The organism is Pseudomonas svalbardensis, from assembly GCF_030053115.1.
Taxonomy (GTDB): Bacteria; Pseudomonadota; Gammaproteobacteria; order Pseudomonadales; family Pseudomonadaceae; genus Aquipseudomonas; species Aquipseudomonas svalbardensis.
This window is the reverse complement of the sequence record NZ_CP125619.1, coordinates 3,158,163-3,182,242: the sequence shown is the minus strand read 5'-3', so window position 1 is coordinate 3,182,242 and position 24,080 is coordinate 3,158,163. Positions and strand designations below refer to the sequence as shown.

The following is a 24,080-nucleotide window of genomic DNA, read 5'->3' as shown; positions in this document are numbered from 1 at the left end:
GCTACGCTTTTTAAGCGCCATCAAATCTACTGTGATCCGTTAGAAAGGTACGACGATTATGAATAACACCCAGGGTGTCGTTGAAGCCCATTCAGCTGGCTGGCGCTTTAAGTTGGGCATAGTCATTATCTGCTTGATGCTGGGCTCCTGGCTGTTGGTGCCACTTGCTGCGGCAGCCGATGTGGCGGGTTCAAAGATCGCTGCACTGACTGGTGTGCTGTTCATCAGCAACAAAATCCTGCTGATTCTCGCCATTGCCATCATGGGCAAATCCGGATTCCAACAGTTAAAGCGCAGCCTGTTCGGTTATGTGTCCTCACTTGCACCCAGCACGGAAGTCGAAGTGGGCCCATGGCGTCACAGAATTGGCATCGTTATGTTCTTTGTGCCGCTGATATCCTCCTTTCTTGAACCCTACGTCGACAGCATTTGGCCGGGGCTCAGACCCAACCTTTGGCAAGTTCAAGCGCTGGGTGACCTCATGCTGATCGGCAGCTTTTTCGTATTGGGGGGGAATTTCTGGGAGAAAGTGCGCGCCTTGTTTATTCGCACCGCCCGTGTCGCAAACACAAGTGCGGCGTGAATAACAATAGTGGGCGAGGGTAGTGAGTACTCGGGGTTTTCCAGAGTTGTGATCGCCTGATTCAAGCGAATTTGCTGTAACAGCTCACGCCGATTTTCCACCATCGGACTACAGCGATGGTTTTCGTCCTGGCAGAAAAGCTCACCTAGCCATCGAAGCGCTGCCTGCGTCCTGAGGGCGGCGGAACACTTCTGGTGCGTGACAGGCTAATGGCAAATCGAAAGCAAGCGGGAGTGTGCTATCACCTAACTAATTCTTATAGTGATGCCCTGACCACCAATGGACAATCAACTGGCTGGGCTTCCGATACCTCGAGGCCTTCGATCAAGTGCCGGGCAGCCTTGCGACCGATCTCGTAGTACGGCAGTTGCACTGTGGTCAGCGGCGGGATGAACAGCTCAGCAATACCGATCATGTTGTCGTAGCCGAGCACGGCGACATCGTCGGGAATTTTCAGGCCACGGCCCAACAACAGCTGATAGGCGCAAAAGGCAATACGGTCGTTGCCACAGATCAGAATGTCGAATTGGGGACGACCATCAATGATGTGCCGGTTGAGTATGGCTGCAGTTTCACCATAGGCGTCATGATCGGAAAGGTCGTATTGCCGGAGCGCGTCAGGCGCCAGCCCGAATGCCTGACAGGCACGCTGCAGGCCTTTTTGTCGCAGACCCCAGGCCAGACTCTGTTTCGGCAGATTGATACACAGAGGGCGTCGATAGCCTTGGCTCAATGCGTGATGTACGGCTCGATACTGCCCCGTTTCGTCGTCGGGTACATAACTCACCAGGCGACTGTCATCCGCCAGGCAATTGGCGAGTACCAGGGGTTTGCTCTTCAAGCGCTCGGGAATGCACACATGGCGAAATCCCATGGCGCTGAAGATCAACCCGTCGGGACGGTGCGACAACATCAAGTCGATGTTCTGGTCGGTGGGCGGGCTGCTCAACAGGTTGAGGATAAATACATTCCAGCCTGCTTGCTGCGCGGTCTGTTCGATGGACAGCAGCAACTCAACCGCGAACGGTGTGGTCGCGGTATCCAGCGCGAACACACCGATGGTGCGCGACTGGAGGTTGTCGCCGCGCATCTTGCGCGCCGACAGGCTCGGTACGAATTGCAGTTCATCAATGGCGCGACGCACCCGTTGAAGGGTTTCGGGGCTCAGTTTTTCCGGATTGTTGAGCGCTCGAGAAACCGTCATCAGGGACACGCCGGCCAGATGTGCAACGTCTTTCACTGAAGTCATGCGAGGCAAGGCCGGTCAGGTTGACGCAGAATCATGACACAGGGCCCGGGCTTCTCGCGACTCGAATGACGCTGCTCATAGCCATCCCGAGGCGAGAGGCCATGCCTTGGGAATGGAGACACGCCCGCCACTCCCGCTGGCAAGGAGCTTCACGCCCAGACTGTCGGGCCGGGGATAGAGGCGACTGCTAAGGCTGAAGCGCCCGTTTTCGTCGAACACCTCGATGGACGAGCGATCGAGAAACACGCGCAGTTCCAGTCGCTCTTGTCTCGAGTCTATCGACACGCTGCGCTGACCTGAGACTTCCGCACCCGAGCGACTGCGGTCAAGCACCAGGCGCTGCAGCGACGCATCGTAGTAGAGCAGGGTTTCTTCCTGGCCATCGTCGCTGCAGCGCAAGGCGATTCCCAGATGGCCGTCGCTGCAACCGAGCAAATCCAGATGCACATGGATTTCGAGCATGTCGCCATTCACTTCCGGCACCCACCGGATTCCCGATTCATCCCACCAGGGCGTGCCCGGCAATGGCGCCTTGCGCAGTGCGGTGAGCTCCCGTGCCGGATACACGCAAAGGCGATCTGCATGCAGTTCAAGCTCGCGCGGCAACCCGAGCATGCCGCACCAGTGATGGGCCTGGCTCGGCATCGGGCTTTCCCACATGTCGAGCCACGCCCACACGAGGCGCCGACCATCGGCAGCCAATAGCGTTTGCGCGGCATAGAAATCGTGGCCGTTATCCAGCTCGATAAAAGGCCCGCCAGTGAAGTGCCAGTCGCTGTCGAGTCGGCCCACTCGGTAACCCGTCTGGTACTTGTTGAGCCGTTCGTAACCTTGGGATGACATGCCTTGGGGGGAGTACAGCAGCACATCGCGTCCGTTCAGTCGGAACAGATCCGGACACTCCCACATATAGCCATCACCCTCGCTGCCGCCGGACACGTAGTCAATGAACTCCCAGACGTGCAGATCCGTGGAACGGTACAGCGGGAGCAGCGGTATATCGCCCAGACGTGCGCCGGCAATGAGGTACCAATAGTCATCCTCCTTCCATACCTTGGGGTCACGAAAGTGCATGATGGTGTCTTGCGGCGCGGTCTCGATGACTGCGCCATGCTTGACGAACCGGATGCCGTCGATGCTGGTGGCCAGGCACTGGACTTGACGGATCGAGCGTTCGTCACCCACGTCCCCCAGCCAGGTGTGTCCGGTGTAGATCAGTGCCAGGGTATCTCCACACACCACTGCGCTACCGGAGAAACATCCGTCACGGTCGAAGTCATCGCCGGGTGCCAACGCAATGGGCAGGTGCTGCCAATGAACCAGATCGACACTCTTGGCGTGGCCCCAATACATCGGGCCCCATTTCGCTTCGAAGGGGTAATGTTGATAGAACACGTGATATTCGCCACGAAAATACACCACCCCGTTAGGGTCGTTCATCCAGCCTGCCGGGGGAGCAATATGATAACCGGGTCGATAATCTTGGATGACGCGAGTCAGGCCGTCACTCAGTGCACGCTGCGCAAGGTCAAGGGAAGAAGACTTGGGATCGCTCATAGTATTCAAAGACAAGGTCATAGGGCGCGTACTCGGACAGAGCGCAGAGAGACGTCATTCGGCAGATTTTCAATGGCTTGTGGGTGGCGCTCCAGGGCCGTGCCGTCGGCGTCGAAAAGGTGCATGTTGTCGATGTCCAGCTGCAGTTCGACCCGATCACCCGCCTGCCATCCAGCGTTGACCTCGCAACGACAGATCATTGGCTCGTCCTGTCCTGTTTCGAGGTGCACATACGTTTCGCTGCCCAGGTACTCGACCCCGGTCACGACGATGCCGACGGCTCCATCAGCCTTTTTGAGCAAAATGTGTTCCGGGCGAATCCCCAGGCTCAGCAACGTGCCCGCCGCCAGGTTCGAGCTGTAGAAGGGCAGGGAGGTCATACCCAAAACGGGGGTATCGACCAGGCTGGTTTCGCCCGGGGCATGCAGGCGCGCCGCCAGAAAGTTCATTCTGGGCGAACCAAGAAAACCGGCGACAAAGCGGCTCGCTGGGCGCTCATAAAGTTGGCGCGGTGAGCCGATCTGCTCGACGCGACCGCCATTGAGCACGACAATTTTGTCGGCCAGGGTCATCGCTTCAATCTGATCGTGGGTGACGTAGATCATGGTCGAGCCCAGTCGATCATGCAGCCGGGCGATTTCGTTGCGCATCTGCACCCGCAACGATGCATCCAGATTGGAGAGCGGCTCATCGAACAACAAAATGTCCGGCTCCCGTGCCATGGCTCTGCCCATTGCTACACGCTGACGCTGTCCTCCAGACAGTTCCTTTGGCTTGCGTTGCAGCAATTTATCCAATTGAAGGATTTGCGCTGTTTTCAGCACGCGATCGCGCAAGCTGGTCTTTTCAGTCTTGGCCAGTTTGAGACCAAAACTGATGTTGTCGTAGACGCTCATGTGCGGGTACAGCGCATAAGACTGAAACACCATGCCGACGCCACGCTCGCGCGGTTCCAGATCGTTGACCCGTCGCCCATCGATAAGCATGTCGCCGCCGCAGATCGAATCCAGTCCGGCGATCAGCCGCAGCAGGGTCGACTTTCCGCAGCCCGAAGGGCCAACGAACACCACGAATTCACCCGCAGCGATCTCCAGGCTGACGTCGCGCAGAATCCGCATGCCGCCCAATTGTTTGTTCACGTTGTCTAGCTTCAACTTGATCACGATGCTGTTCCTTGTAGTTGTCGGGCATCAACCCTTTAACGCGCCGGCAGTGAGACCGGAAACGATTCGGCGCTGGAAGATCAGCACCAGAATCACCAGTGGGACGGTGACCACCACCGATGCGGCCATCAACAGCCCCCAAGGCAGCTCATGAGGACTCCCGCCGGAAATCAAGGCGATGGCGACCGGCACCGTGCGTTGCGTGTCGGTGAGGGTGAAGGTCAGGGCAAACAGGAACTCGTTCCACGCGGCGATGAAGGCCAACAAGCCAGTGGTGACCAGTGCGGGCCAGAGCAGCGGCAACAGCACGCGGGTCAGCGTGACCCAAGGCGACGCGCCATCCATGATTGCCGCTTCTTCCAGTTCATGCGGCAGTTGCCCCATGAACGTGGTCAGCACCCAGACGGTGAAAGGCAGGGTGAAAATCGTGTAGCTCAGGATCAACGCCAAAGACGTGTTGTACAGACCCAGGGCACGGATCACTTCGAACAGCCCCGACAGCACAGCGACCTGGGGAAACATCGACACGCCGAGAACCATCATCAACACCGTGCCACGCCCACGGAATTTCACCCGTCCCAAGGCGTAGGCGGCGGTCACGCTGAGGAACAACGCCAGCGTCACCACGCAAAGCGCAACCACCAGCGAATTACCGATAGCCCGCAGGAATGAGGCTTGGTGGAGTACAGCTGCGTAATTGGAGAAGTCGGGGCTTTCGATCCAGTAGCTCACCTCGAACAAGGCACTGGACGGCTTTAACGAAGTCACGATGGCGTAGTAGAAAGGGAAGACCGCATACAGCAACAAAACCCCGATCAGACACCAGAACCCGAGGCGCAACAGCGCTTTTTTCAGTAGGCGCGGGCTCATGATCGAACCTCCATTTGACGGCGTCCGAGGTAGAGATAAAGCATGGCGATTACCGCAACGACCAGAAACAGCAGAGTCGAGGCCGCGCTGCCATAGCCAACATCCTGGAACTCCACCAGGTGTTGGCGGGCATAGACGGACATGCTCATGGTGCTCGAAGAATTCGAGGTCAGCACATAGATGACGTCGAATACCCGCAGGGAATCGAGGATGCGGAAGATCGCCGCCACCAACAATGCAGGCATCAACAGTGGAAGGGTGACGCGCCAAAACACTTTCAGCGGATGAATGCCATCGACCCTGGCGGCTTCGTAACAATCGCTCGGCAACATCTGCAAGGCAGCCAGCATCAGTAGCGTGACAAAAGGTACGGTCTTCCAGACGTCGACGATGATGACCGCCCACATCGACAAATCCGCATCTGCCGTCCAGGCCAGGGGCGCATCAATCAGGCCGAGGCTCAGCATCATGTGATTGATGATGCCGAACTGGTCGTTGAGCATCCATGACCAGATCTTCGCCGAGACAATGGTAGGAATCGCCCAGGGAATCAGAATCAACGCACGCACCAACGAACGGCCGGTGAACTTGATGTTCAACAGCAACGCCACCAACAGCCCCAGGACGACTTCCAGTCCTACCGATACCACGGTGAAATGCAACGTGTTGCGCACAGCGTTCCACCACTGTGGGTCAACCAGAATGCCCGACCAGCTGGAGCCGTTGTGGAACAGATAATTGCTCAAGCCTACGAAGGATCCACCACGGGTGTCCGCCAGGGTGGCGTCAGTGAGGCTGAACCAGAATGTACGCAGTAGCGGCCAGGCGGCCACCAGGGCCAGACACAGCAACATCGGTGTTAGAAACAGCCAGGCGGCGCGTACTCGACGACGCTGTACTGGCGTTTCCCTGGTGAGCAGGAGCTCGTCACAGGGGGGATGGGTAGCAGAGACAGACATGGTGATTTCCTTCCTTGTGGCTTACCAGTTCCGGCGTTTGATGCGCGTGAGTTCGCTTTCCAGTTCGGCCAGCGCCTGATCGACAGGCAACTCGCCCGCCAGCACGCCATGCACGCGATCGAAGAACGCATTGGAGACCCGTGGATAGCGATCGGCAGTTATTGAGGCGGGGCGCATGACCCCTTCGTTGAGAATGCTGAGGAGCTGACTGTAATAAGGCATGGCCGCGAGCAGCTCGGGATCTTGATAAAGCGACTCGATAACCGGGTTATAACCGCCTACCAGAGCTCGATGTTTTTGCTGCTGGGCACTGGTCAGGTAGGTCACCAGTTCTGCGGCAAGTTTTGGATGGGCGCTGTAACGCGATACCGCCAGGCCCCAGCCGCCGAGGGTGGAGGCATGGGTGCCGGTCATGCCGCCTCGGGGCAGGGGAGCGACGCCGACCTTATCTTTTACGGCACTGTCCTGGCTTTGTACCAAGGCCCAGACATAAGGCCAGTTACGCATGAACAACGCATTTCCCGACTGGAATACGCCACGTCCTTCTTCCTCGGTGTAGTTGAGTACGCCACGCGGGGAGATGTCTCCTACCCAGCTTTTCGCCAGAGCCAAAGCAGTTCTTGAGGCCTGACTGTTGACCACGATATCTCCTCGTGGATTGACCAGTCCGCCTTCCGGTTGGCTGCTGATCCACTCCAGCGCATTACACGTCAGCCCCTCGTAAGCGCGTCCCTGAAAGATGTAACCCCATGCATTGGGGTTCCCAGCAGTGCGTTCGGCCTGTTGAACATCCCTGGCGGTAGCAGTCATTTCCTCCCAGGTCTGGGGAACCTGCTTGTTGTACTTATCGAGCAAGTCCTTGCGGTAATACAGCAGGCCCGAGTCGGTGAACCACGGCATCGTCACCAGCCGTCCGTTCACCGTGGCGTTATCCACCTGTGCCTGGAAATAGCCTTGGGTCGCGTTGGCGGGCAGCACCTCGCGCAAATCCATCAGATGTTTGGCCAGCATCCCCGGCCACACCATATCGATTTGAATGATGTCGATGTCAGTGGACTGCGCACTGAGGATCTGTTGGTAAAACGACAACCTCTCGGTCGCCGAGTTAGGCGTAGAAACCACTTCGACGTTGTTTCCGGTCTGTTTCGACCACGCCTCGACAGCTTCCTTGCAGAGTTGTAACTCCGCACCCACCGCCCCGCACGAGATCGTCAAATCGGCTGCGCTCGAGAGGGATGGAAGTCCGGCACAGAGGGTGAGCAGTGCTGCTGGAAGGAGAGATTTGAGTTGTTTCATAAAGCCTCTTTATTTTTGTTTTTAGAAAAGTTAACGTTAACATCGTCAAATGTAGCAGCGTATTTGCGATGAGGCATCCTTTTTTTCGTCGATTCGACAATTCGCAACTCACGAAAAATGGCCGGTCGCGGGAACAAAAAAATAAAAACAAAACAGGAAATCCACATGCAGAAAGCATCAAGTTGGCTACTCGCAGGCGTGCTCGGCACGTCGGCGGCGGCGACCTCTCAGGCCGCGACTCTGGAAGAACGCATGGCCGCGTTTGAAGCCCGTACCAGCGCAGCGGAAAAGCGCGCAGCCGCAGCTGAACAACAAACCCAGGCACTCGCCAGGGAATTGCAGCAGATCAAACTCGCCACTCCCGCCGCGCAGCCTGTTGCGTCCACTGCGACAGCCATTGCGACGCCTGGTTTGGACTCTCGGCTGGCTAAACTGGAAGCCCGTCAGCAAAGCATGGAGAAAGAGGGCAGTAACGGACACCTTACTGACGGGTTCAGCTTCAACGGCTACGCCCGCTCCGGATTGCTGATCAACGATGGGCTGGGTGGTGGTCGTGGCGGCCCTTATACAACTCCTGCCGGTTCAGTCGGTGGTGCAGTCGGGCGACTCGGTAACGAAGACGACACCTACATGCGTATAGACCTATCGAAAGAAACCTATGCGCAAAACGGCACCCGTTCCAAATTCACGGTCTCCATCGCCGACGGTGTGGAAAGTTCCAATGACTGGACGGCCGACGAAAGCAAACTGAACGTGCGCCAGGTATTCACAGCGCTTGACCATCTCGCTGCGTTCAAGGGCAATTCAGTGTTCGAGAACGCCACCCTGTGGGCAGGCAAGCGATTCGATAGAGATAATTTCGATATCCACTGGCTGGATTCGGACGTCGTCTATCTGGCTGGCACCGGGGGTGGTATCTACGATGTGCAGATGAACAAGAATTGGCGCTCGAATTACTCCTTGATCGGGCGAAACTACGGGGATTTCAGTGACGGCGGCATCAACGCCGATGTGGAAAGCTACATTCTGACCTCCAACCAGTTCTTCGATAATGGCCAGTGGCAGTGGATGTTCAATACCATTGGCTCAAAGAAAAACGATTTCGGTACCCGCACCAATGAAGCCGGTTTGACGCCTGCGGATTCCGGCTTGCACAGCATGCTGGCCAATCACCAGAAAGACTTTTTCGGCAGGGAAGGCTCCTTCAAAACCGCGCTGCTCTACGGGCAAGGTCTGGGGGCAGAGGTCAAGAATATCGGCTCGGATGGCGAATTGATCGACGATGCCCGCGCGCTGCGTCTGGCGCTTTACGGCGAGACACCCATTGCACCCGGCTGGCGCATCGGCCCCAGTTTGCTGGCCGAACAGAGCAAGGATAGATACGTCAAGGGTGACGATTACCGCTGGATGACCCTGAACGTGCGGTTGGCTAATGAAATCAACAGCAATTTCGAGATGGCTTACGAGATGAGCTGGCAATCCATGAACCTCGACCCGAAGGGCTATCTACAACGTAATGCGGTCGACGGTAACTTCTGGAAATTCACGGTCGCCCCGACATTCAAACCTGACGTTGGAGACCTGCTCACTCGTCCTGAACTGCGTGTGTTCGCAAGCTTCATGAATTGGTCTTCGGATCTGGACAGATACAGTACCTCAGACTCCTTCGGCAAGACGGACTTCAACGCCGGAGGTGTATGGCAATACGGTATACAAATGGAAACCTGGTTTTAATGTTTGAACGCGTCGGCCAACACGCCTTCAGTTCATCGATCCCTGCTTTTCACCAAGTGTTTTGAGTAATTGATTACCGGTCAAAGCTGATCAGCCAGCAGTTATCCCTACGACAAAAAAATTGAGGAAATGACGATGGTATTGCCTCGCGCAGTAGTATTTGGCGAAGCCCTGACCGACCTTGTCCAAGGCACTCCTGGGCAGTGGAAGGGCTATCCAGGTGGTGCTCCTTGGAACGTTGCACGAGCGCTAAGTCGCTTGGGTGTTAGCAGCGCTTTTGCTGGGGCGGTGAGCATAGATTCAATGGGCGACGAGATAGTCTCTCAGTCGAAAGCGGTAGGGCTAGATATGAACTTTATCCAACGGGTAGATCGAGATCCTTTGGTCGCCATCGGCGTTGATACCACAGTGACTAAGAGTGTTCCGTCTTTGGGGTAAAATTCCCGGCTTCAAGTGGTTATTTACCAGCAGCTCGACCGTCTCAAATAGCACGGAGCTTGTGCTTTTTCTCACGCCTGTCTTGGTCGAGAAGCGATGATCTTGGCCAGGTACTGGATCAAAACGTCCTCTTCGATATCTTCAAACTTTCCGACCAGCAAGTGTTTCAGCTGGTCATTGTTCAGCTGAATTACCTTGGCAGCTTGGGCTAGGTCGTTTTCCGATTTACCCATCAAGGCGTGTAGTTGCGACATAATTTGCGCCTTGCGTAGCATTGATACTGGGTTTTCAAAGCCTAGATCCGCGTACACATTGGTGGAGCGGGGTTCTGATTCCATGATAATTCCCCTTAAAACTGACGGTTCATTGGCCCAGTTTCGCGCCCGCGAAACTCAAGCAAATATAACTAAACTAAACAGCCATTTAGTTTAGTTATTCTTAAAGGCTATTAAAAGGAGGAGGGTAGCTCAACAGATGAACTAGGGGTAGCTCATCCTTGCTCGTTATCTTCCAAATTTGAACGCTATCTCTCAAGGAAAGGAAATTAGCACCCAGTGAAATCACGTGTAATCGGTAACAACCCCGTGCTTTATGGGCTGCAGCCATCAGGCGCGTAGATAGCTGAATTAGTCCTACGCACGAACTGGCGTCAGGATTATCGTGCCGTTAGGTTTAACTTCCAGGTCGAGTTTGTCGCCGCTGGCCAACTTGATGGCCGACAGGAGATCGTCAGTCAGCGGTATGATTAAATCGCCAGTGCCATCAGCTGCATCCTGGCATTTGACTTTCCAGCTCGTATTTTTAGCCTTGGGCTTCGGGTTCATTATTTTCTCCGGGTGATCAGATGACAGAGCCAATTTATGATTATGACCCAGCAGACTCGCTGGTTGATTCAGAGGCCGTAGCTGTATTTTTGGCTGATGCACACGACACCGGTGACGCGGCTTTCATTGTCGAAGCCATGGTCGTTGTTGCACGCGCCAAGATTCGTATCGAGGCAGATGGCCAAGCCTAGGAGTTGTGGCCCTCCTTTAAAAGTGGTTAAACGCTCAAGCCTTTAGGATCCGTGGCTTCTAGCGATTCCGACTTTTAAAAATGGCTGAAAGCTTAGATGCATTAGTGGATTTGATCATTTTAAAAGGGGTGCAGTCTTAGCCCGTAAATGCAGGGGGGGGCTGAAATAACCTCTGCGTCCAGGTTTTGGTAATGGAATCCAACCAATTGATTTGTAGCGGTTTTTTTTAAGGGTTTAAGCCCGTGAGGCCTTGAGAAATATGCCAGTTCTAAAAGTCCAAAAAGATCGCTTCCTGTTCCCCTTGTAAAGCTGTTGCTCAAGGCGCGTTTGCTAACACGGGGTATCAGGGAGGACTCCAATCGGCAGTGACTACTTTCAGCTACAGCCTTGTGCACGGAAACAAAGTTGTGATACATGCCACGTGAACGACAGTCAGCGCGCGGTAAAGCCTTCTGCAAGCCCCATAGGGTGTTGGAGGGCACATTACGTAGACGTTTAACCTCAGCTGGCTATGAAAGGGGGAAGGGGCTAGATAACCCCTTGCTATGCCATTGAATGAGGAGTGCGGCTCACAGGCTGAGATAACTGGCGCCCTGATACCCGACTTGGCTCGCTGTCAATATAAGTAAAAGCAGCTTTTTTAACTCAATAATTAGCCTTTTTGGCCGTCGGATGCGGCGTCTAAGACTCCAGTTTACAGAGCTGTGCCATTATCTTGGCGGTTATTTCGAGTCGCAAAATCCAATAAGCTCTTTCAAAGCTGTTAATTGACTCGGGGCTGGCTCAGGAAATACCCTCCCCAACGTGAATGCGGTTCATACATCAATAGCTAAAAATTGAATCTTATTCATTTTATTTGTATATATTTAATAAATTGACACTTCAGGCGGCAAGCGGAAAATAATATCAAATAATAATCCATGAGTCGTGAATTCGGGGTTCGCAGGTGCTTGGCTCGCTTATTGCTAAATGCAGGCGTGTCAATTGATTAAATTTGTTTAAGTTTGGTGTCAATTAACACAATATTAGTTAAAGTCATTCGTCAATAAATGCAATTTAAGTCAGTGCCTAACGAAAAACTAGTTGATGCCTAACGCCAATTTTATGACCGTTGACAAGCTCGGTAGTCATAGAGCTATGCTTGCGCACCTAGAATTTAAAACAGTCGGTGCCGAGTCCTTATGTTGCAACCCATCGTCGAAGGAAACTTAGTTAGCTTTGAGGAAAAGGTATATCGTGTAATAGCTTGCGGAGCTAACGGTGCCATTACCCTAAAAAGCCTTGAAAGTGAGCACTCCTTTGATGTGCTCTTTACTCAGGTAAATCTGGTTGAGGTCGATCAAGAAAAACATGAGCTATACAATGATCGCCGTTTGATTTGGTTGGAACAAACAGAAGTTAATCCGAAAGAGTTGGCTATTGCTTCGGATCGAGCAAAAAACATCAACGACTACTTCCAGGGGAAAGTTTCGCGGGCAGAGCTTATCGAAAAACTCGGCTCATCAGAAACAACGATTCGACGTCTATTGAAAAGATATGACCCACAGCTTGGTGCTGTTTCTCTTGTTAGAAGTATCAGGGGGCGTAAAAAAAATTCGCGATTGCTTTCTGATATTCAAGAGAAAATCATGGAGAAAGCAATTTCGAAACGCCTTAATGATAAGACTAAAAAATTAGAGGCATTTGCTTCTCTTTGGGAATATGTCGACTCTCTATGTCACACCATGGGTGTTAAAACCCCGAGTCTTAATGCTCTGAAGCGAAGGCTTGAATCGTTCGGGCAGAAAGCCGTTTACTCCCTTCTGCACGGCAGAGAGCCGATGCTTCAAAAGTTTGTTCTGAAACCAGGGATGATTCATGTAGATACCATACTTACTATGGTGCAAATCGACCACACACGGGTGGACGTAATTATCTGCGACGAGCATGGTCGACCACTCATGCGGCCTTGGCTGACGGTAGTTATCGAACTTAAGAGTCGCGTTATTCTTGGTTACTATCTTGCACTCCATCCGCCTAGCTCACTCAGCGTTGCCATGGCGATGCTTTCTGCCTGTTTTCCTAAGCAAGCCTTTCCAATCGCTCTCGGTGGTGGTCAGAATACTCGCCACAGGTACTGGGGAGTGCCTGGTGCAATTGGTATGGATAACGCCGCGGAATTTACTAGCCCAGAACTTGAAGCCACCCTGCAATATTACAAAATCGTCCCTATGCTGCGGCCTGTTGGGAAAAAGCATTACGGAGGGCACGTTGAGCGAATTATCGGTACGCTGATGGGGAAGGTGCATCTTCTGCCAGGTACTACCTACTCGAATGTGCTGAAGAAAGCAGACTACGACTCTGCCAAGCATTCAGCTATGACCTTTTCAGCATTTTGTGAGTGGTTCGCAAATGAAGTGGCGATCTATCATGGGCGTGCTCATGAAGGGTTGAACAGACTTGCGCCGTTCGAGGTTTGGGATGCAGAGATGGCCAAGAAGGGGCCGGATTATGTACCTCCTATGCCGGGGAACTTTCAAACATTTGCTCTTGACTTCTTTCCAAGTGTGCTACGAACGGTGCAACCAAAGGGTGTCGAGTTTAGTAGGTCATTTTACTCTTCGGCAATACTCAGTAGGTTCGTTGGTTCACGACTTTCGTTTAAGTACAATCCATTGAACCTTTCAAAAATATGGTTGCGCCAAGATGGCCGGTATCATGAAATTCCTTATTCTGATCTGACGAAAACACCTGTCTCATACAGCGAGTACTGGGCGTTTTCGAGACCTCGCGACCGTCGCCCGGGAACACTGGTGGACGAGGAGTTGCACCAAGTTCGCTTGGAGAATCATGAGTTAGTGGAAAATTCAAAGGCTACGACCAAGCGGCTCCGGCAAAACGTCGCCAAGAAAGTTACGGCCGCTGAAACTATGTCTTTTCTTTCCTACGGCGGGGAAGGGCATTTGCTTCAGGGGAATACCAAAGAGCCGAGCTCTGATCAAACTCGAAAAAAACTTAAGTGGGAAGACTGAGAATGGATGGGGAACATTTGCATGAGAGCCGGCGTTACGCTTTGACTCTGTCAGATGAGGAACGCTGTAAGATTATTCGGCAGGATATTAAGGTCGACACCGAACACTTGCTCACCGTGTCTAACATTGTCCACAACATGCTTAGCATCGTACGCGGCAGTATGGAGGCTCCGTGTCTAGTCGTATCTGCCGGATCTAACCATGGAAAGACCACAATTTGCAATGCGGTCAGGGGGATGGATGAATCATGGCGTCATAAAATCAGGTATGTGACCTTTGTCAAGGATACTGGGAAGACAAAGCCTATGGTGAAGCTCTTGACGGCTTTGGGCATGGAACCTGGGAAAGCTGGGATACCCATTAGCATGGTAGCCGAATACTGTATCGCTAACGATATTCGCGGTGTGTTTATGGATGAGTTTCATGACTCTATCAAGGGGCTTTCTAAGGGCGAGCAGGATACGTTTCTCTCCTTGCTGAGGGGTTTATGCGGGGCGCCTGCTTACCTAAGTTTTTTTGTTTTTGGTATCGATGAGGCCCTCAATGCTCTCGCAATTGACGCCCAGTACGTCCGCCGATTTGAGCTCTATGAGCTTACTCCTTGGTCGAGAAACGATGCAGAGTATCTTAACTTTTTGGATACTTGGGAGGAGATCGTTCCGCTTTCAAAGAGGTCACATCTTTCTTCTAAGGCAATGTCTGACTATATTTATAATAATACTTTGGGGGTTATTGGAAGTATTTGCACGTTACTCCGAGCGGCTGCTTGCCTAGCAGTGATATGGGGCGATGAGAAAATTACACTTGAAAGCTTGCAGGCTGCTACTCGTTCGAAGTGGAATACCCGCGTACGACCAAAGGGTACTGTCGAGTGAAGTATTTATTGTGTCCAAAACAGTATCGAGCTGAGCAGAACGTCTTGGCAGGTTTTTCCGCCAACGTACCAACTATTCTAGGTGGGGAGACTTGGACAGGAAAAACCACTGTTGCCAAGCGGTTGCTTAAAAATGCCGATCGGGCACAAGTGTATACTGCTTATGTGCCTGGAATGTTTACTAAGGCATATGGCAACGTCTACTCGGCATTCGCGGCAGCTCTGGGCCTTCCCTTGAACAGTCATTTTATGTCTTTTCGAAATGTCGAACATGCACTTGAGGATCTGATCGGTGGTCGAGAGTTTCGTCTGGTGTTTGACGATGCAAGTGTTCACTTTGGCGGCGGTGCGGAGCAAAGAAATAATTCTATTGATTTAGTCGGGGCCTTGCTACAGCGATTTCAGAACTTAAAGATATTGGCTGTGTCTGGGCCCGATATTTTAGATGGAGATCTGAAAAAGGTCGTTGCTAAGGAGGCTCGCTATGTCGACATCGGCTTGTGGCAGGATGACCAACAGTTCCGAACCTTCATTTCACGGGTTGGGGAGGCATGTGGCTTCAAACGCTCTCAATTGCTCAATGACGATTTCATCAAGGATCTTTTGGTTAGATCTCATGGTGCCAGTGGAGCTCTCATTCAAATCCTCCAGACGCTAGCGCGTAACTCCAGCTACAAGGCTTGTCCATCTTTACCAATCCAGTGTCTGCGTAACATGTGGAATTTCTAACTTGTTCGACGAGTTCTCATCAGGGGCAGCGCCTCGTTTCGTTCTGGGAGAAACGCTACTTTCCTGGGTGATGCGGGGGCTTGCCCACAACAAGCTTCGAAACCCTCATCTATTTCGCGAGGCAATCAATCGAGGCCTTTCTGTCCCCAAGCGCGTGCTTCCCGGGATAGTGGAATCGTGGCCTTTCCCCGCATTCGAGGACATTGAGTTTGATTGCGCCACTGAGCTTTTCAAAGTGATGCGTGCCACCTATGGTACCGATGGGGTTTTACTGCAGCAGCTATTTGCCGCCCGTCAGTCTCGTTTGATTCACATCCATTACCGACACGCCTACTGCTCTACATGTCTAAAAGAAAGTATGCGGAGAACAGGTTTTCCCATTTGGCGCCAATCATGGTGCTACACGACCACTGCATTTTGCGTTGATCACCGACGCGTGTTAATCAGGCCTCGAAATACGTTTACCCCCGAAAGGCGGATCTGGGATGCTTACCTCTATTCAAGAGGGGAGCGGTCAGTGAAGTACTCTTTATCTGATCGGCGGATTGCGGGAATCACAATACGCGTACAGCAATGGATTGAATCTCTAGTAGTGGGACAAGCACTCAATGAAGGGGTGGAAACTCTGTATGGACTGCTGCTTGCGAAGCGGACGGCGTTTGCACCCGGTGGGATAGCCTCAGCAGGGTTTTCTCGCACTCAGCAACTCCTGTGCAAAGTAAACTTGGATCTGCATGAGCGCATCGAATTCGGATTGAATGACAGCGATCCGTACCAGCGGATGGGGGCTTTGCTATTGATCGGATGGTTGAGCGGTATTGTTTCACCAGAAGAAATCGTCTACTTGGGGCGCCATAACCATTGCGTCCACAGAACGCTGCCGCCCTCACCGCAGCAATTGGGACGCTTGGTAGCTCTGGCCCTAAGTGCAGAGGAAGTGATGGTTGTTCGAGAGAAACTGGTCAACCTGAGGGAGATATCATCCACCATGATGTCGAGTTTTTTGGAGGGTTTCGGTGAAGCCGCATCCCGCTCCCTTCGTTCAAACCGGCCCAAGCGTTAAATCGTCCACGCGTTAATGGGCCAAATCGTTCCGCAGGATATGAGGTCTTCAAGACCAACATTGTCGAGCGCCGTAAAACTCAGTCAGCCTGGCAGCGGTGGAGTGAAGACTTCAGGCGTCGTTAGGTGACTGTTTTTGATTTCGATCAAAATCTAGTAGATCTAGACGCATTTGAGCCCACAACTGTTCAAGGCAGTTTTTTGAAGCTTCAATACGGCCACCTTACCGCGGTCTTAGAACCTCCCAAGCTAGCGAGTTACGACTAGAGCGACCCACTCGGTTCACATATACCGGTGACACCTTGAGGCAAGGCTAGCTGTAAGAACGAGGTCTCGATCTAAAGGGAATCGGTGATGGTTGCGAACAAGGCAGATAGCAAAGTGGGGAAATGTCGGCATGTTTAATCTGGATTAGGCCGATTCCAAATTCGTTGTATTACCGACGTTGAAATCCCAAGCTGATTAGCCGTCTCCTTCTGAGTCATGCCCTGAGCGCGACAAGCGAAAATCGCATCAATTTTCTCCGGTGGCGTCCGTCTGCCTGCCGGCCTCGCTAATAGCTTTCCGTCCTTAAACTGTCCCTGCCAATCAGTTGAGATGCCTAAAGCGTTGAGTTGCGTAGTTTTAACCTCCTTCTGATCGGAATCTGTCTAGCTCGACACGGGCTCGTTCTAAAGCCGCTTCGGGCGTCTCGTCATTGCTTAGGGGGATGCTAATGGCTAGAAGGGCCACAGGGTCAAGCTTCAAAGGCGTGGATAGCTCAACCAATTTATCAACGGTGATTTTGAATTTTCCAAGTTCGAGCGCACTGATGTTCGTGCGAGCGTTGATAGGCACCAAGTCTTCGTATGCCAGCCCGCGCACCGAGCGGACTAGCCGGATCGTTGCGGCAATCTGACGCACGCATATGCTTTTTGGCATACCCGTATTTTTAGCATCTTCCTTAATCCCAGAGACATCGCGTTTTTTGTCCGCTACTCGTTTCAACACAGCGGATCAAGCCAGCGATGACTTGAGCCCAGGCGAGTAGCTGGAAACAATCAAACCCAGAATCTCTGGACGGAAGACTTTGAAATACCTAGTGCTTCGGCGACTTCCTTTCTTGATTTACCTTCCTCTTTGAGACGCTTAACAGCGAGTCTCCTGCTGTCAGCGATTTCGCGAGCCTTAGCTTTTGATACTAGGCTGGAGCTTAGCTGCTCCTCGCGTATTTCCTCATCTAGGCCGATCGAGCGGAGATGACGAAGCTCCTCCTTCAGCTTGCCTATGACATCCAGAGAGTCCTGTTCACTCTCGATAGACTCGCACAACACCATAAGCGCCAGGGGAGTGATCTCAAGGCTCTTTGAAAGCTCCCGTAGCTTGCCTACCGATATATTTTTCGGCGTACCTGCCTCTAGGGCAAAAGCGTAGCTCCTACTAGAGGGGAGTCGTTCCTGAGTGAGCTCTCTAGTTTTTCGTAGCGCGCGAAGCACCACCGCGAGACTCTGAGTCAGCATGACGACTTGTCCTCAAAGCGGAGGATAAGGCCAGCAAATTATTGACCCAGCTACTCTGTACATCGAGCTACCGGGTCTGGTATCGTGATCGTCTTCTTGTCGTAATCATACTTTCAAGAAGGATGCAACAAAAAACATTAGGCATAAATTGACACCTGGCGAAGGGGCGCAAAGAACCGGCAAGGATTCATTCCTTTTTGTCCGAAAGCCACATTCACCAGGCTCGTTGAATGGTGAGAAGCGCCGCAGGGCGTGTTATGGCATCACTCACGCCTTCAGAGCTCTCAAACCAGTTATTGATGTTACGGATATAACCATCATGTTTATTTCAGATGAAACTTGTCTTGTCGGCCTACCGGGCTTTCCTGGGGTTGGCCGCACGGCTTGGCGGATGGTCGAGCGAGACTCGGAAGATTTTTGGTATCACGTGCGCTTTCGAATTTGTGAAGGAGCAAGGGCTCGGTTCAAAAAATTGATGCCATCAGACCCTTCGATGCTGACACACCTTCTCTCGCAGCGGAGCCCAGAGCACAAGATTGAGGTGGTTCAGGTTGTGACTCCCCCTTGCATGAATGGGAGTTCTTTAGAACGTATGGAAAAGTTGATCAGTGCGATCGTCGGCTACGACAGAAACGGTGAGTGCGTACTTCTTCATAAAGTCGATAGCGGAGCAATCTACAGCAGCTCGCCCGGCATGATCGACGCAGGCTTGCTCAGCAATATTCGAACGATCTACAACGCCATGACTGCCGCCGGGATGCATTTCCATTGCACCAATTATCAGACCCCGAATCGCTCTGCCACTACAACCGCAGCAGGTTAATCCATGAAGATCCAAATCTATTCAGACCTGCACAATGAGTTCGCTTTGTTCGAGCCCACCCCAACCGAAGCGGACGTAGTGATTCTCGCCGGCGACATTGATATCAAATCACGAGGCGTGAGTTGGGCGAACGAGGTTTTCCAGTGTCCGGTGATCTACGTGTGTGGCAATCACGAGTACTACGGTGGCCACATCGATCACACGCTGCGCAAGATGAAGGAGGCGGCAACGCCTCATGTCCATGTACTCGAAAACGAAGTCCTGATCCTGGATCAAACCCGGTTTTTGGTCACAACGGCGTGGACGGATTACTCGTCAACTGGGAATGCCGTTGCGGCAAAACGCGCTGCGTGGGAATGCATGAATGACTTCGCCGTGATCAGAGCGGATGAAAGTTTTCGACGGTTGAACCCGGATGACCTGATAGTTAAAGCAAGGGCCGCGCATTCTTGGCTGATTCAAGAGTTAGAAAAGCCTTTCAACGGCAAAACAGTCGTAGTCACGCACCACGCACCAGCCTTGGATCACGTGGGTGACGAGCTTCCTGAAGACCTGATTGCCGCCTATGCCAATGATTGGCCAGAACTGTTGGGTAAGGCCGATCTTTGGGTTTACGGGCATACGCACGTCGCAGCGAACTTCATCAAAAATGGGTGCCACGTGGTTTCCAATCCACGCGGCTATCCAAACCAAAAAACAGGTTTTGATCCGAATTTATTGATCGAGATTTGAGAGCATCGGTATTGCAATGGTCACGTTGGATGAAATCGCTCGGCTCCTCTACGGTACCGAAGGGGAGACTTCGGGCTGGAATGGCTCTCAAGAGGACTTGATTTCCTTCGCGGGAAAGCTTTTCCCCGGCAAAGCGTACTGCGTCGTGCGGCAGTGGATCTTGATCGACCTCACTGTGACATCGGTGGAAAAGGAAGAGCTGACGTTACTCGGCCTGATTCCCGCGACGCTGTACGCCCACGAAGTTGTCCTGGACAGCAGGGGCCGCTTTCAACCCAAGATGTGGGTGCGGAGCAATTTCGGAGTGTCTTTCATTTACGGCTGCATGTTTGAAACCAAAAATACCGTCTACCTTTTGTGGGGTTCAGGCCAGAGAAAAGAGGCGACTGTAGGTGCTGCTTTTTCGATGTCGGCTGGGTAAGCGACGTTTGCCGACAATTCATTTGAAGTCGTTTGGAGCATTGGTTGGATGCCTGAAATCATCGAAGTCGAATTTCATAGCAAAGAGTTGACCGACTTTCAGCTGTGCCGCCTCGGGCGAGCGAGCATCCGAAAGTATTCGGTACCGGTTACTGCGTTCATAAGTGATGCCTTCATCGCAAATGACACATGCCATGGCGTGTCCTTCGATCACGTTGAGCAAGGTGCCGCTTTTCGCCCGGCAGATGGCGGCCTTCTTCGGACAGGGAAAATTCAGAAGGTATGGAAAGAGGGGCGTTTTTGGCTTCTTGAAACTCAAAATGGCAACTACGTCCTAGGCAGTTTCCTGCGAGGTGTCGGACGGAAGAGTTTTGGTGAGTTTCTTCAGACAGGTGAGCGTTACTGAGGTGTAAATTCGGCAACGCACCAACGTGGCGATTGTCATGCGCACACTAAATCACCTGTGACTACCTGGCTTTTGAAGGCGCTGGCGCGCAGGGGCGATTTCATCGATGGTGCACGCCTATCCATAGCGCCCACTGACAACGCTTGAGTACTCTCCTACGAGCGGTTTTTGCCTTGGAGCACGAAATGGGACACCTCAGCCTGGAAGACATTTACCCCGATGACGTGAAGGAATACGGTCATATGCGCGTAGGTATGACCGACCGCTATGTGAAAGAAAATCATCTCATGCATGGTGCTGTAACGCTCGGCGAATGCCGCGATTTGACTCGCCGCTTGTTGCGCGACGAAACAGTGCAAATGATCATCAGCGCCAAGCTCGCCGCGTTGCCTGATGACTACGATCCGTGGATCTGGCAGATCAAACGAAATCGCGCCTTACATGCCAAGTACGGGGGGAAATTTGATCCTTGGGGAGACGACTGACAGTCCCACGTCCATTTACAAATGGAGCGCCTCATCTCGTAATTTTTTGTTTCTATACCAGTGTGGGCGGCAGGCAGTAGTTGTGGGTTCAATCTCAGAAGAATTTGATCAATTTCGATTCATTCCTCAGGCTGAGGTGCTCAATAAATTTTTTTGAACCTGTTAAATGTTTGTTGAATTGAGCCGAATTGGATTTAGGAAACCAATTTTTCGAGAGTGCTATGAGCGACAACAACCGTTTGAAATCCCGCCTCACCTTCAAGTCCTCTGAGGTTTTCAGTTTTCCGGAAACAGACGAGCATTTTCGTGCGACGGTCAAACTCACCCCGTCTCGAATTATTAATTTAGTCCTACACGACTTCAAAGCATGCTTCACCACACGGCAAGCTTATGAGATCGCGTCTGGTCTAATCAAAGCAGTAATTAACTCACTTGATCATGATCACCCAAAGTCGGATAAGTCTAATATCCAAACAAATCATGACTATTGGACTGTTTTAGTTGAGCGTCATGACTTGTTTGGATCAAAGGAAACATCTGATCTGCTTCAAGTTGTGATGACTGGTAGAAATTTCATAATTCAAGGAGCTCTGCTCGATCCCGAGCCGGCGGTCGAATTTAAGCGCGGTGAAGAGCCTATCTATGATTTTGCGATCAGACTAGATGGCCAATACGTTTCAATGTATTTTGGTTGGGTTCGCTGGAGGCTCAGCCGCAGTGAAGCACAGTGGGTAGCGGAACAGCTTTGGACTGCGGTATTTTTAGCAACAAAGCCTAAAGCGCAGATTAATCAGGAGTACGCAAAAGAAGTACACGCGACCTAATACTTGTTAAGGGCGTACCTTCCGCCATCCCAACACACCAGGCCTCGCTCCCCAAGCGCGGCCTTGGCATCTTGAGCCTTTACCCTTGCTGCCGAGTATTGCTCCGGATCGTTTGGGCTTTAGCCGCTTACGCGAAGAAGCGACTGCATTATTGCTGGCGGCACAACGAAAAAAACCTTATACCGCAGCCTTCGATACCTCCTGGACAGCCTTAAGATTTTTCTTCCAGGGAGTCCATCGGTCGCAATTTTTCTCGTCTGAGATTGACCGCTAGCAGGCTTCGACGTTAACTGTATGTATATACAGTTTAGATTAAGGCACCCTTCATGAGCGTCACCATCCTCGGCCCACTTGCAGCAGGGGGAGTCCAGCTCCCGTTTTACTCGTTCAAAGTCCCTGCGGGATTTCCATCGCCGGCTGCGGATCACCTTGAGCAACATATTTCCATCGACGAGCTTCTGGACATTCGAGCACCGCATATCTACCTGGTGCGCATCGAAGGCCACAGCATGGAAGGCACCGGGATCTTCGATGGCGACATGGCTGTGGTTGATCGCTCGATCACCGCTGAACACGGCCACATCGTGATTGCGGCTGTGAACTGCGAGCCGGTCTGCAAGCGCCTTTGCAAGCGAGGCTCAGACATCATCCTAATGTCCGAGAATGCAGGTTACCCGCCTCGATATATCCTCGAAGGTGATGAATTGATTATCTGGGGAGTGGTTACATTTAGCGTGCGTGCCCATGATCCGAAAGCCTGATCCTGTCTTCGCGCTGATCGACTGCAATAGCTTCTACGCGAGCTGTGAGCGGGTATTCCGTCCTGACCTGGCCAAGACCCCTATCGTGGTGTTATCGAACAACGACGGCTGCGTAATCGCTCGGAGCGCGGACAGCAAACCTTTCGTGAAAATGGGTGAGCCGTACTTCCAGATCAAGCACAAGCTTAAGCAGCACGGCATCGTTGCGTTCTCTTCGAACTATGCGCTGTACGGCGATATAAGCGAGCGCGTGATGAGTGTTGTAGAGTCGCTGGTTCCTGCTGTCGAGGTCTACAGCATTGATGAGGCCTTCGCAGACTTGGCCGGTGTGCCAGGGGATCTCGAAGCGCTGGGACGTCGGATCCGAGCACAGGTGTATCAAAGCACCGGCATTCCGGTCGGTGTTGGCATTGCCGGTACCAAAACCCTGAGCAAACTCGCCAACCACGCAGCAAAAAAATGGCAGGCGCAGAGTGGCGGTGTCGTTGATCTACGTGACCAGGTTAAGCGCGACTGGGTGCTTAAGAAATGCTCGGTCTCGGACGTCTGGGGTGTAGGTCGGAAGATGACTCTTCACTTGGAAGGTATGGGCATCAAGTCCGCTTGGGATCTCTCCAAAACCGATCCCTGGACTTTGCGCAAAAAATTCAGCGTAGTGATTGAGAAGACGGCGCGCGAGCTCGCGGGAACGCCATGTCTTGAGCTCGACGAACCTGATCCACCCAAGCAGGAAATTTGTTGTTCTCGCATGTTTGGCAAGCGCCTCACAGAGATCGCACCGATTAAGGAGGCGGTTGCTTCCTACATGATGCGAGCAACTGAAAAGCTCCGTGCGCAGCAATCGCTGTGCAAGAAAATCAGGGTCAGTGTTCGCACTGGAATGTTCAATCCCGAGGAAGCAAAGTACGCCAATGGTGTTCTGGTTGAGTTGCCGTATCCCACTGATGATGTTCGATTGATGACCAAGGCAGCAGTGGACGCTGTTGATCGTGTGTTCAGACCTGGGTTCAAGTACAGCAAGGCTGAGGTACTCCTGCTCAACCTTTGCCAAAAAGGTGAGTACACCGATGACCTGTTTTCAGTTTCCCAGCCGGTCGCCACTGAGAAAGTCATGAGCGTGCTGGATTCCATCAATGAGCGATGGGGTAGGGGAACGCTGCGCTTGGCGAGTGTGCCGACCAATCCTGATTGGGGGATGCGTCGGGAGATGATGAGTCAGAGCTTTACGACGCGGGTTGATCAGCTGTGGACGGTGTACTGTAAATAGGTGGACGAACACGGCTTCAATGACAGGCCACGCTAACAATCGTGTGCTGCAGGTGTTCGAGTTTCGCTATCGACAGAGATGGCGGGGGCAACGGCAAAACTGAATTATTGGAAATTATGGCTCAGCCATAATTATTGCTGAGCCATAATTTCTCACTTCAAAAAGCCCCGTAATCGGAGTAACACGTCGTCATTCAAATCGGCGGAAATTCCTGCTGTTGCTGCGACGTCGAACAGCAGATAAGGTTGGGGCATGAATGATCCTCGTGTCCACATCATCGCTTCTGAGAACCGCGTTTAGAGTAAGACCCCGGTGCTTACTGA

General features: G+C 52.5%; 24 protein-coding genes and 1 pseudogene. 16 read left to right on the top strand and 9 right to left on the bottom strand.

What is annotated here, in order from left to right; all coding sequences use genetic code 11:
- The first annotated feature begins 58 nt into the window (after window positions 1–58).
- Window positions 59–583, top strand: a complete 525-nt coding sequence (locus tag QFX16_RS14740) for a transporter suffix domain-containing protein (protein ID WP_283180234.1) — start codon at window positions 59–61, stop codon at window positions 581–583.
- A gap of 256 nt (window positions 584–839) precedes the next feature.
- Here the strand turns inward: QFX16_RS14740 and QFX16_RS14735 are convergent, their stop codons facing one another.
- The 6 genes from QFX16_RS14735 to QFX16_RS14710 all read right to left on the bottom strand — a co-directional run bounded on the left by QFX16_RS14735 (window position 840) and on the right by QFX16_RS14710 (window position 7,677).
- On the bottom strand, window positions 840–1,832 hold the full coding sequence (locus QFX16_RS14735) for a LacI family DNA-binding transcriptional regulator (protein WP_283180233.1): 993 nt from the start codon (window positions 1,830–1,832) through the stop codon (window positions 840–842).
- A 75-nt stretch (window positions 1,833–1,907) separates the two neighbouring features.
- On the bottom strand, window positions 1,908–3,410 hold the full coding sequence (locus tag QFX16_RS14730; protein WP_283184497.1) for a glycoside hydrolase family 32 protein: 1,503 nt from the start codon (window positions 3,408–3,410) through the stop codon (window positions 1,908–1,910).
- Window positions 3,407–4,552 (bottom strand): ABC transporter ATP-binding protein, encoded by a 1,146-nt coding sequence (locus QFX16_RS14725; protein ID WP_283184496.1) that lies wholly within the window; start codon window positions 4,550–4,552, stop codon window positions 3,407–3,409. Before QFX16_RS14725 ends, QFX16_RS14730 begins: the two co-directional genes overlap by 4 nt.
- Window positions 4,553–4,579: 27 nt before the next feature.
- Complete coding sequence (locus QFX16_RS14720; protein WP_283184495.1) at window positions 4,580–5,422, bottom strand: carbohydrate ABC transporter permease; 843 nt, start codon at window positions 5,420–5,422, stop codon at window positions 4,580–4,582.
- Window positions 5,419–6,381 (bottom strand): carbohydrate ABC transporter permease, encoded by a 963-nt coding sequence (locus QFX16_RS14715; protein WP_283184494.1) that lies wholly within the window; start codon window positions 6,379–6,381, stop codon window positions 5,419–5,421. Before QFX16_RS14715 ends, QFX16_RS14720 begins: the two co-directional genes overlap by 4 nt.
- A gap of 21 nt (window positions 6,382–6,402) precedes the next feature.
- Window positions 6,403–7,677 carry an ABC transporter substrate-binding protein gene (locus QFX16_RS14710; protein ID WP_283184493.1) on the bottom strand — a complete coding sequence of 425 codons (1,275 nt, stop codon included), beginning with the start codon at window positions 7,675–7,677 and terminating at the stop codon, window positions 6,403–6,405.
- Between the two features lie 165 nt (window positions 7,678–7,842).
- On the opposite strand from QFX16_RS14710, the gene QFX16_RS14705 reads away from it, so the two are divergent.
- Window positions 7,843–9,411 carry a carbohydrate porin gene (locus tag QFX16_RS14705; RefSeq protein WP_283184492.1) on the top strand — a complete coding sequence of 523 codons (1,569 nt, stop codon included), beginning with the start codon at window positions 7,843–7,845 and terminating at the stop codon, window positions 9,409–9,411.
- A gap of 135 nt (window positions 9,412–9,546) precedes the next feature.
- Window positions 9,547–9,804 (top strand): annotated as a pseudogene (locus QFX16_RS14700) (PfkB family carbohydrate kinase); the annotation flags it as partial.
- Between the two features lie 116 nt (window positions 9,805–9,920).
- On the opposite strand, the gene QFX16_RS14695 reads toward QFX16_RS14700, so the two are convergent.
- The gene (locus QFX16_RS14695) at window positions 9,921–10,187 is read right to left on the bottom strand and encodes an XRE family transcriptional regulator (RefSeq protein WP_283184491.1); all 267 of its coding nucleotides are present in this window, start codon (window positions 10,185–10,187) and stop codon (window positions 9,921–9,923) included.
- A 294-nt stretch (window positions 10,188–10,481) separates the two neighbouring features.
- Complete coding sequence (locus QFX16_RS14690) at window positions 10,482–10,673, bottom strand: AbrB/MazE/SpoVT family DNA-binding domain-containing protein (RefSeq protein ID WP_198719729.1); 192 nt, start codon at window positions 10,671–10,673, stop codon at window positions 10,482–10,484.
- A gap of 20 nt (window positions 10,674–10,693) precedes the next feature.
- On the opposite strand from QFX16_RS14690, the gene QFX16_RS14685 reads away from it, so the two are divergent.
- From QFX16_RS14685 to QFX16_RS14665, 5 genes are all read left to right on the top strand, one after another.
- Window positions 10,694–10,864: a helix-turn-helix domain-containing protein gene (locus QFX16_RS14685; protein WP_186608107.1), complete on the top strand. Its 171-nt coding sequence runs from the start codon at window positions 10,694–10,696 to the stop codon at window positions 10,862–10,864.
- Between the two features lie 1,181 nt (window positions 10,865–12,045).
- Window positions 12,046–13,875 carry a TnsB C-terminal domain-containing protein gene (locus QFX16_RS14680; RefSeq protein WP_283184490.1) on the top strand — a complete coding sequence of 610 codons (1,830 nt, stop codon included), beginning with the start codon at window positions 12,046–12,048 and terminating at the stop codon, window positions 13,873–13,875.
- A gap of 2 nt (window positions 13,876–13,877) precedes the next feature.
- Window positions 13,878–14,750, top strand: coding sequence for a TniB family NTP-binding protein (locus QFX16_RS14675; protein ID WP_283184489.1), 873 nt, complete (start codon window positions 13,878–13,880; stop codon window positions 14,748–14,750).
- On the top strand, window positions 14,747–15,478 hold the full coding sequence (locus tag QFX16_RS14670; protein WP_283184488.1) for a P-loop NTPase family protein: 732 nt from the start codon (window positions 14,747–14,749) through the stop codon (window positions 15,476–15,478). Before QFX16_RS14675 ends, QFX16_RS14670 begins: the two co-directional genes overlap by 4 nt.
- A 1-nt stretch (window position 15,479) precedes the next feature.
- Entirely contained in the window at window positions 15,480–16,541 is a 1,062-nt protein-coding gene (locus tag QFX16_RS14665) for a TniQ family protein (protein ID WP_283184487.1), read from the top strand.
- A gap of 1,039 nt (window positions 16,542–17,580) precedes the next feature.
- On the opposite strand, the gene QFX16_RS14660 is transcribed toward QFX16_RS14665, so the two are convergent.
- Window positions 17,581–18,039, bottom strand: coding sequence for a helix-turn-helix domain-containing protein (locus tag QFX16_RS14660; protein WP_283184486.1), 459 nt, complete (start codon window positions 18,037–18,039; stop codon window positions 17,581–17,583).
- Between the two features lie 319 nt (window positions 18,040–18,358).
- On the opposite strand from QFX16_RS14660, the gene QFX16_RS14655 reads away from it, so the two are divergent.
- The 8 genes from QFX16_RS14655 to umuC all read left to right on the top strand — a co-directional run bounded on the left by QFX16_RS14655 (window position 18,359) and on the right by umuC (window position 23,757).
- Window positions 18,359–18,862, top strand: a complete 504-nt coding sequence (locus QFX16_RS14655) for a hypothetical protein (protein ID WP_283184485.1) — start codon at window positions 18,359–18,361, stop codon at window positions 18,860–18,862.
- A 3-nt stretch (window positions 18,863–18,865) separates the two neighbouring features.
- A complete protein-coding gene (locus tag QFX16_RS14650; protein ID WP_283184484.1) occupies window positions 18,866–19,594 on the top strand; it encodes a metallophosphoesterase family protein in 729 nt (242 codons plus the stop codon).
- Between the two features lie 16 nt (window positions 19,595–19,610).
- Complete coding sequence (locus QFX16_RS14645; protein ID WP_283184483.1) at window positions 19,611–20,015, top strand: DUF6957 family protein; 405 nt, start codon at window positions 19,611–19,613, stop codon at window positions 20,013–20,015.
- Between the two features lie 48 nt (window positions 20,016–20,063).
- The gene (locus QFX16_RS14640) at window positions 20,064–20,420 is read left to right on the top strand and encodes a hypothetical protein (protein WP_283184482.1); all 357 of its coding nucleotides are present in this window, start codon (window positions 20,064–20,066) and stop codon (window positions 20,418–20,420) included.
- 185 nt (window positions 20,421–20,605) lie between these two features.
- Complete coding sequence (locus tag QFX16_RS14635) at window positions 20,606–20,905, top strand: hypothetical protein (RefSeq protein WP_283184481.1); 300 nt, start codon at window positions 20,606–20,608, stop codon at window positions 20,903–20,905.
- Window positions 20,906–21,126: 221 nt separating this feature from the next.
- Window positions 21,127–21,729 carry a hypothetical protein gene (locus QFX16_RS14630; protein ID WP_283184480.1) on the top strand — a complete coding sequence of 201 codons (603 nt, stop codon included), beginning with the start codon at window positions 21,127–21,129 and terminating at the stop codon, window positions 21,727–21,729.
- 326 nt (window positions 21,730–22,055) lie between these two features.
- Complete coding sequence (locus QFX16_RS14625) at window positions 22,056–22,490, top strand: LexA family protein (RefSeq protein WP_283184479.1); 435 nt, start codon at window positions 22,056–22,058, stop codon at window positions 22,488–22,490.
- The gene (gene umuC / locus QFX16_RS14620; protein ID WP_283184572.1) at window positions 22,477–23,757 is read left to right on the top strand and encodes a translesion error-prone DNA polymerase V subunit UmuC; all 1,281 of its coding nucleotides are present in this window, start codon (window positions 22,477–22,479) and stop codon (window positions 23,755–23,757) included. Before QFX16_RS14625 ends, umuC begins: the two co-directional genes overlap by 14 nt.
- Window positions 23,758–24,080 lie beyond the last annotated feature (323 nt).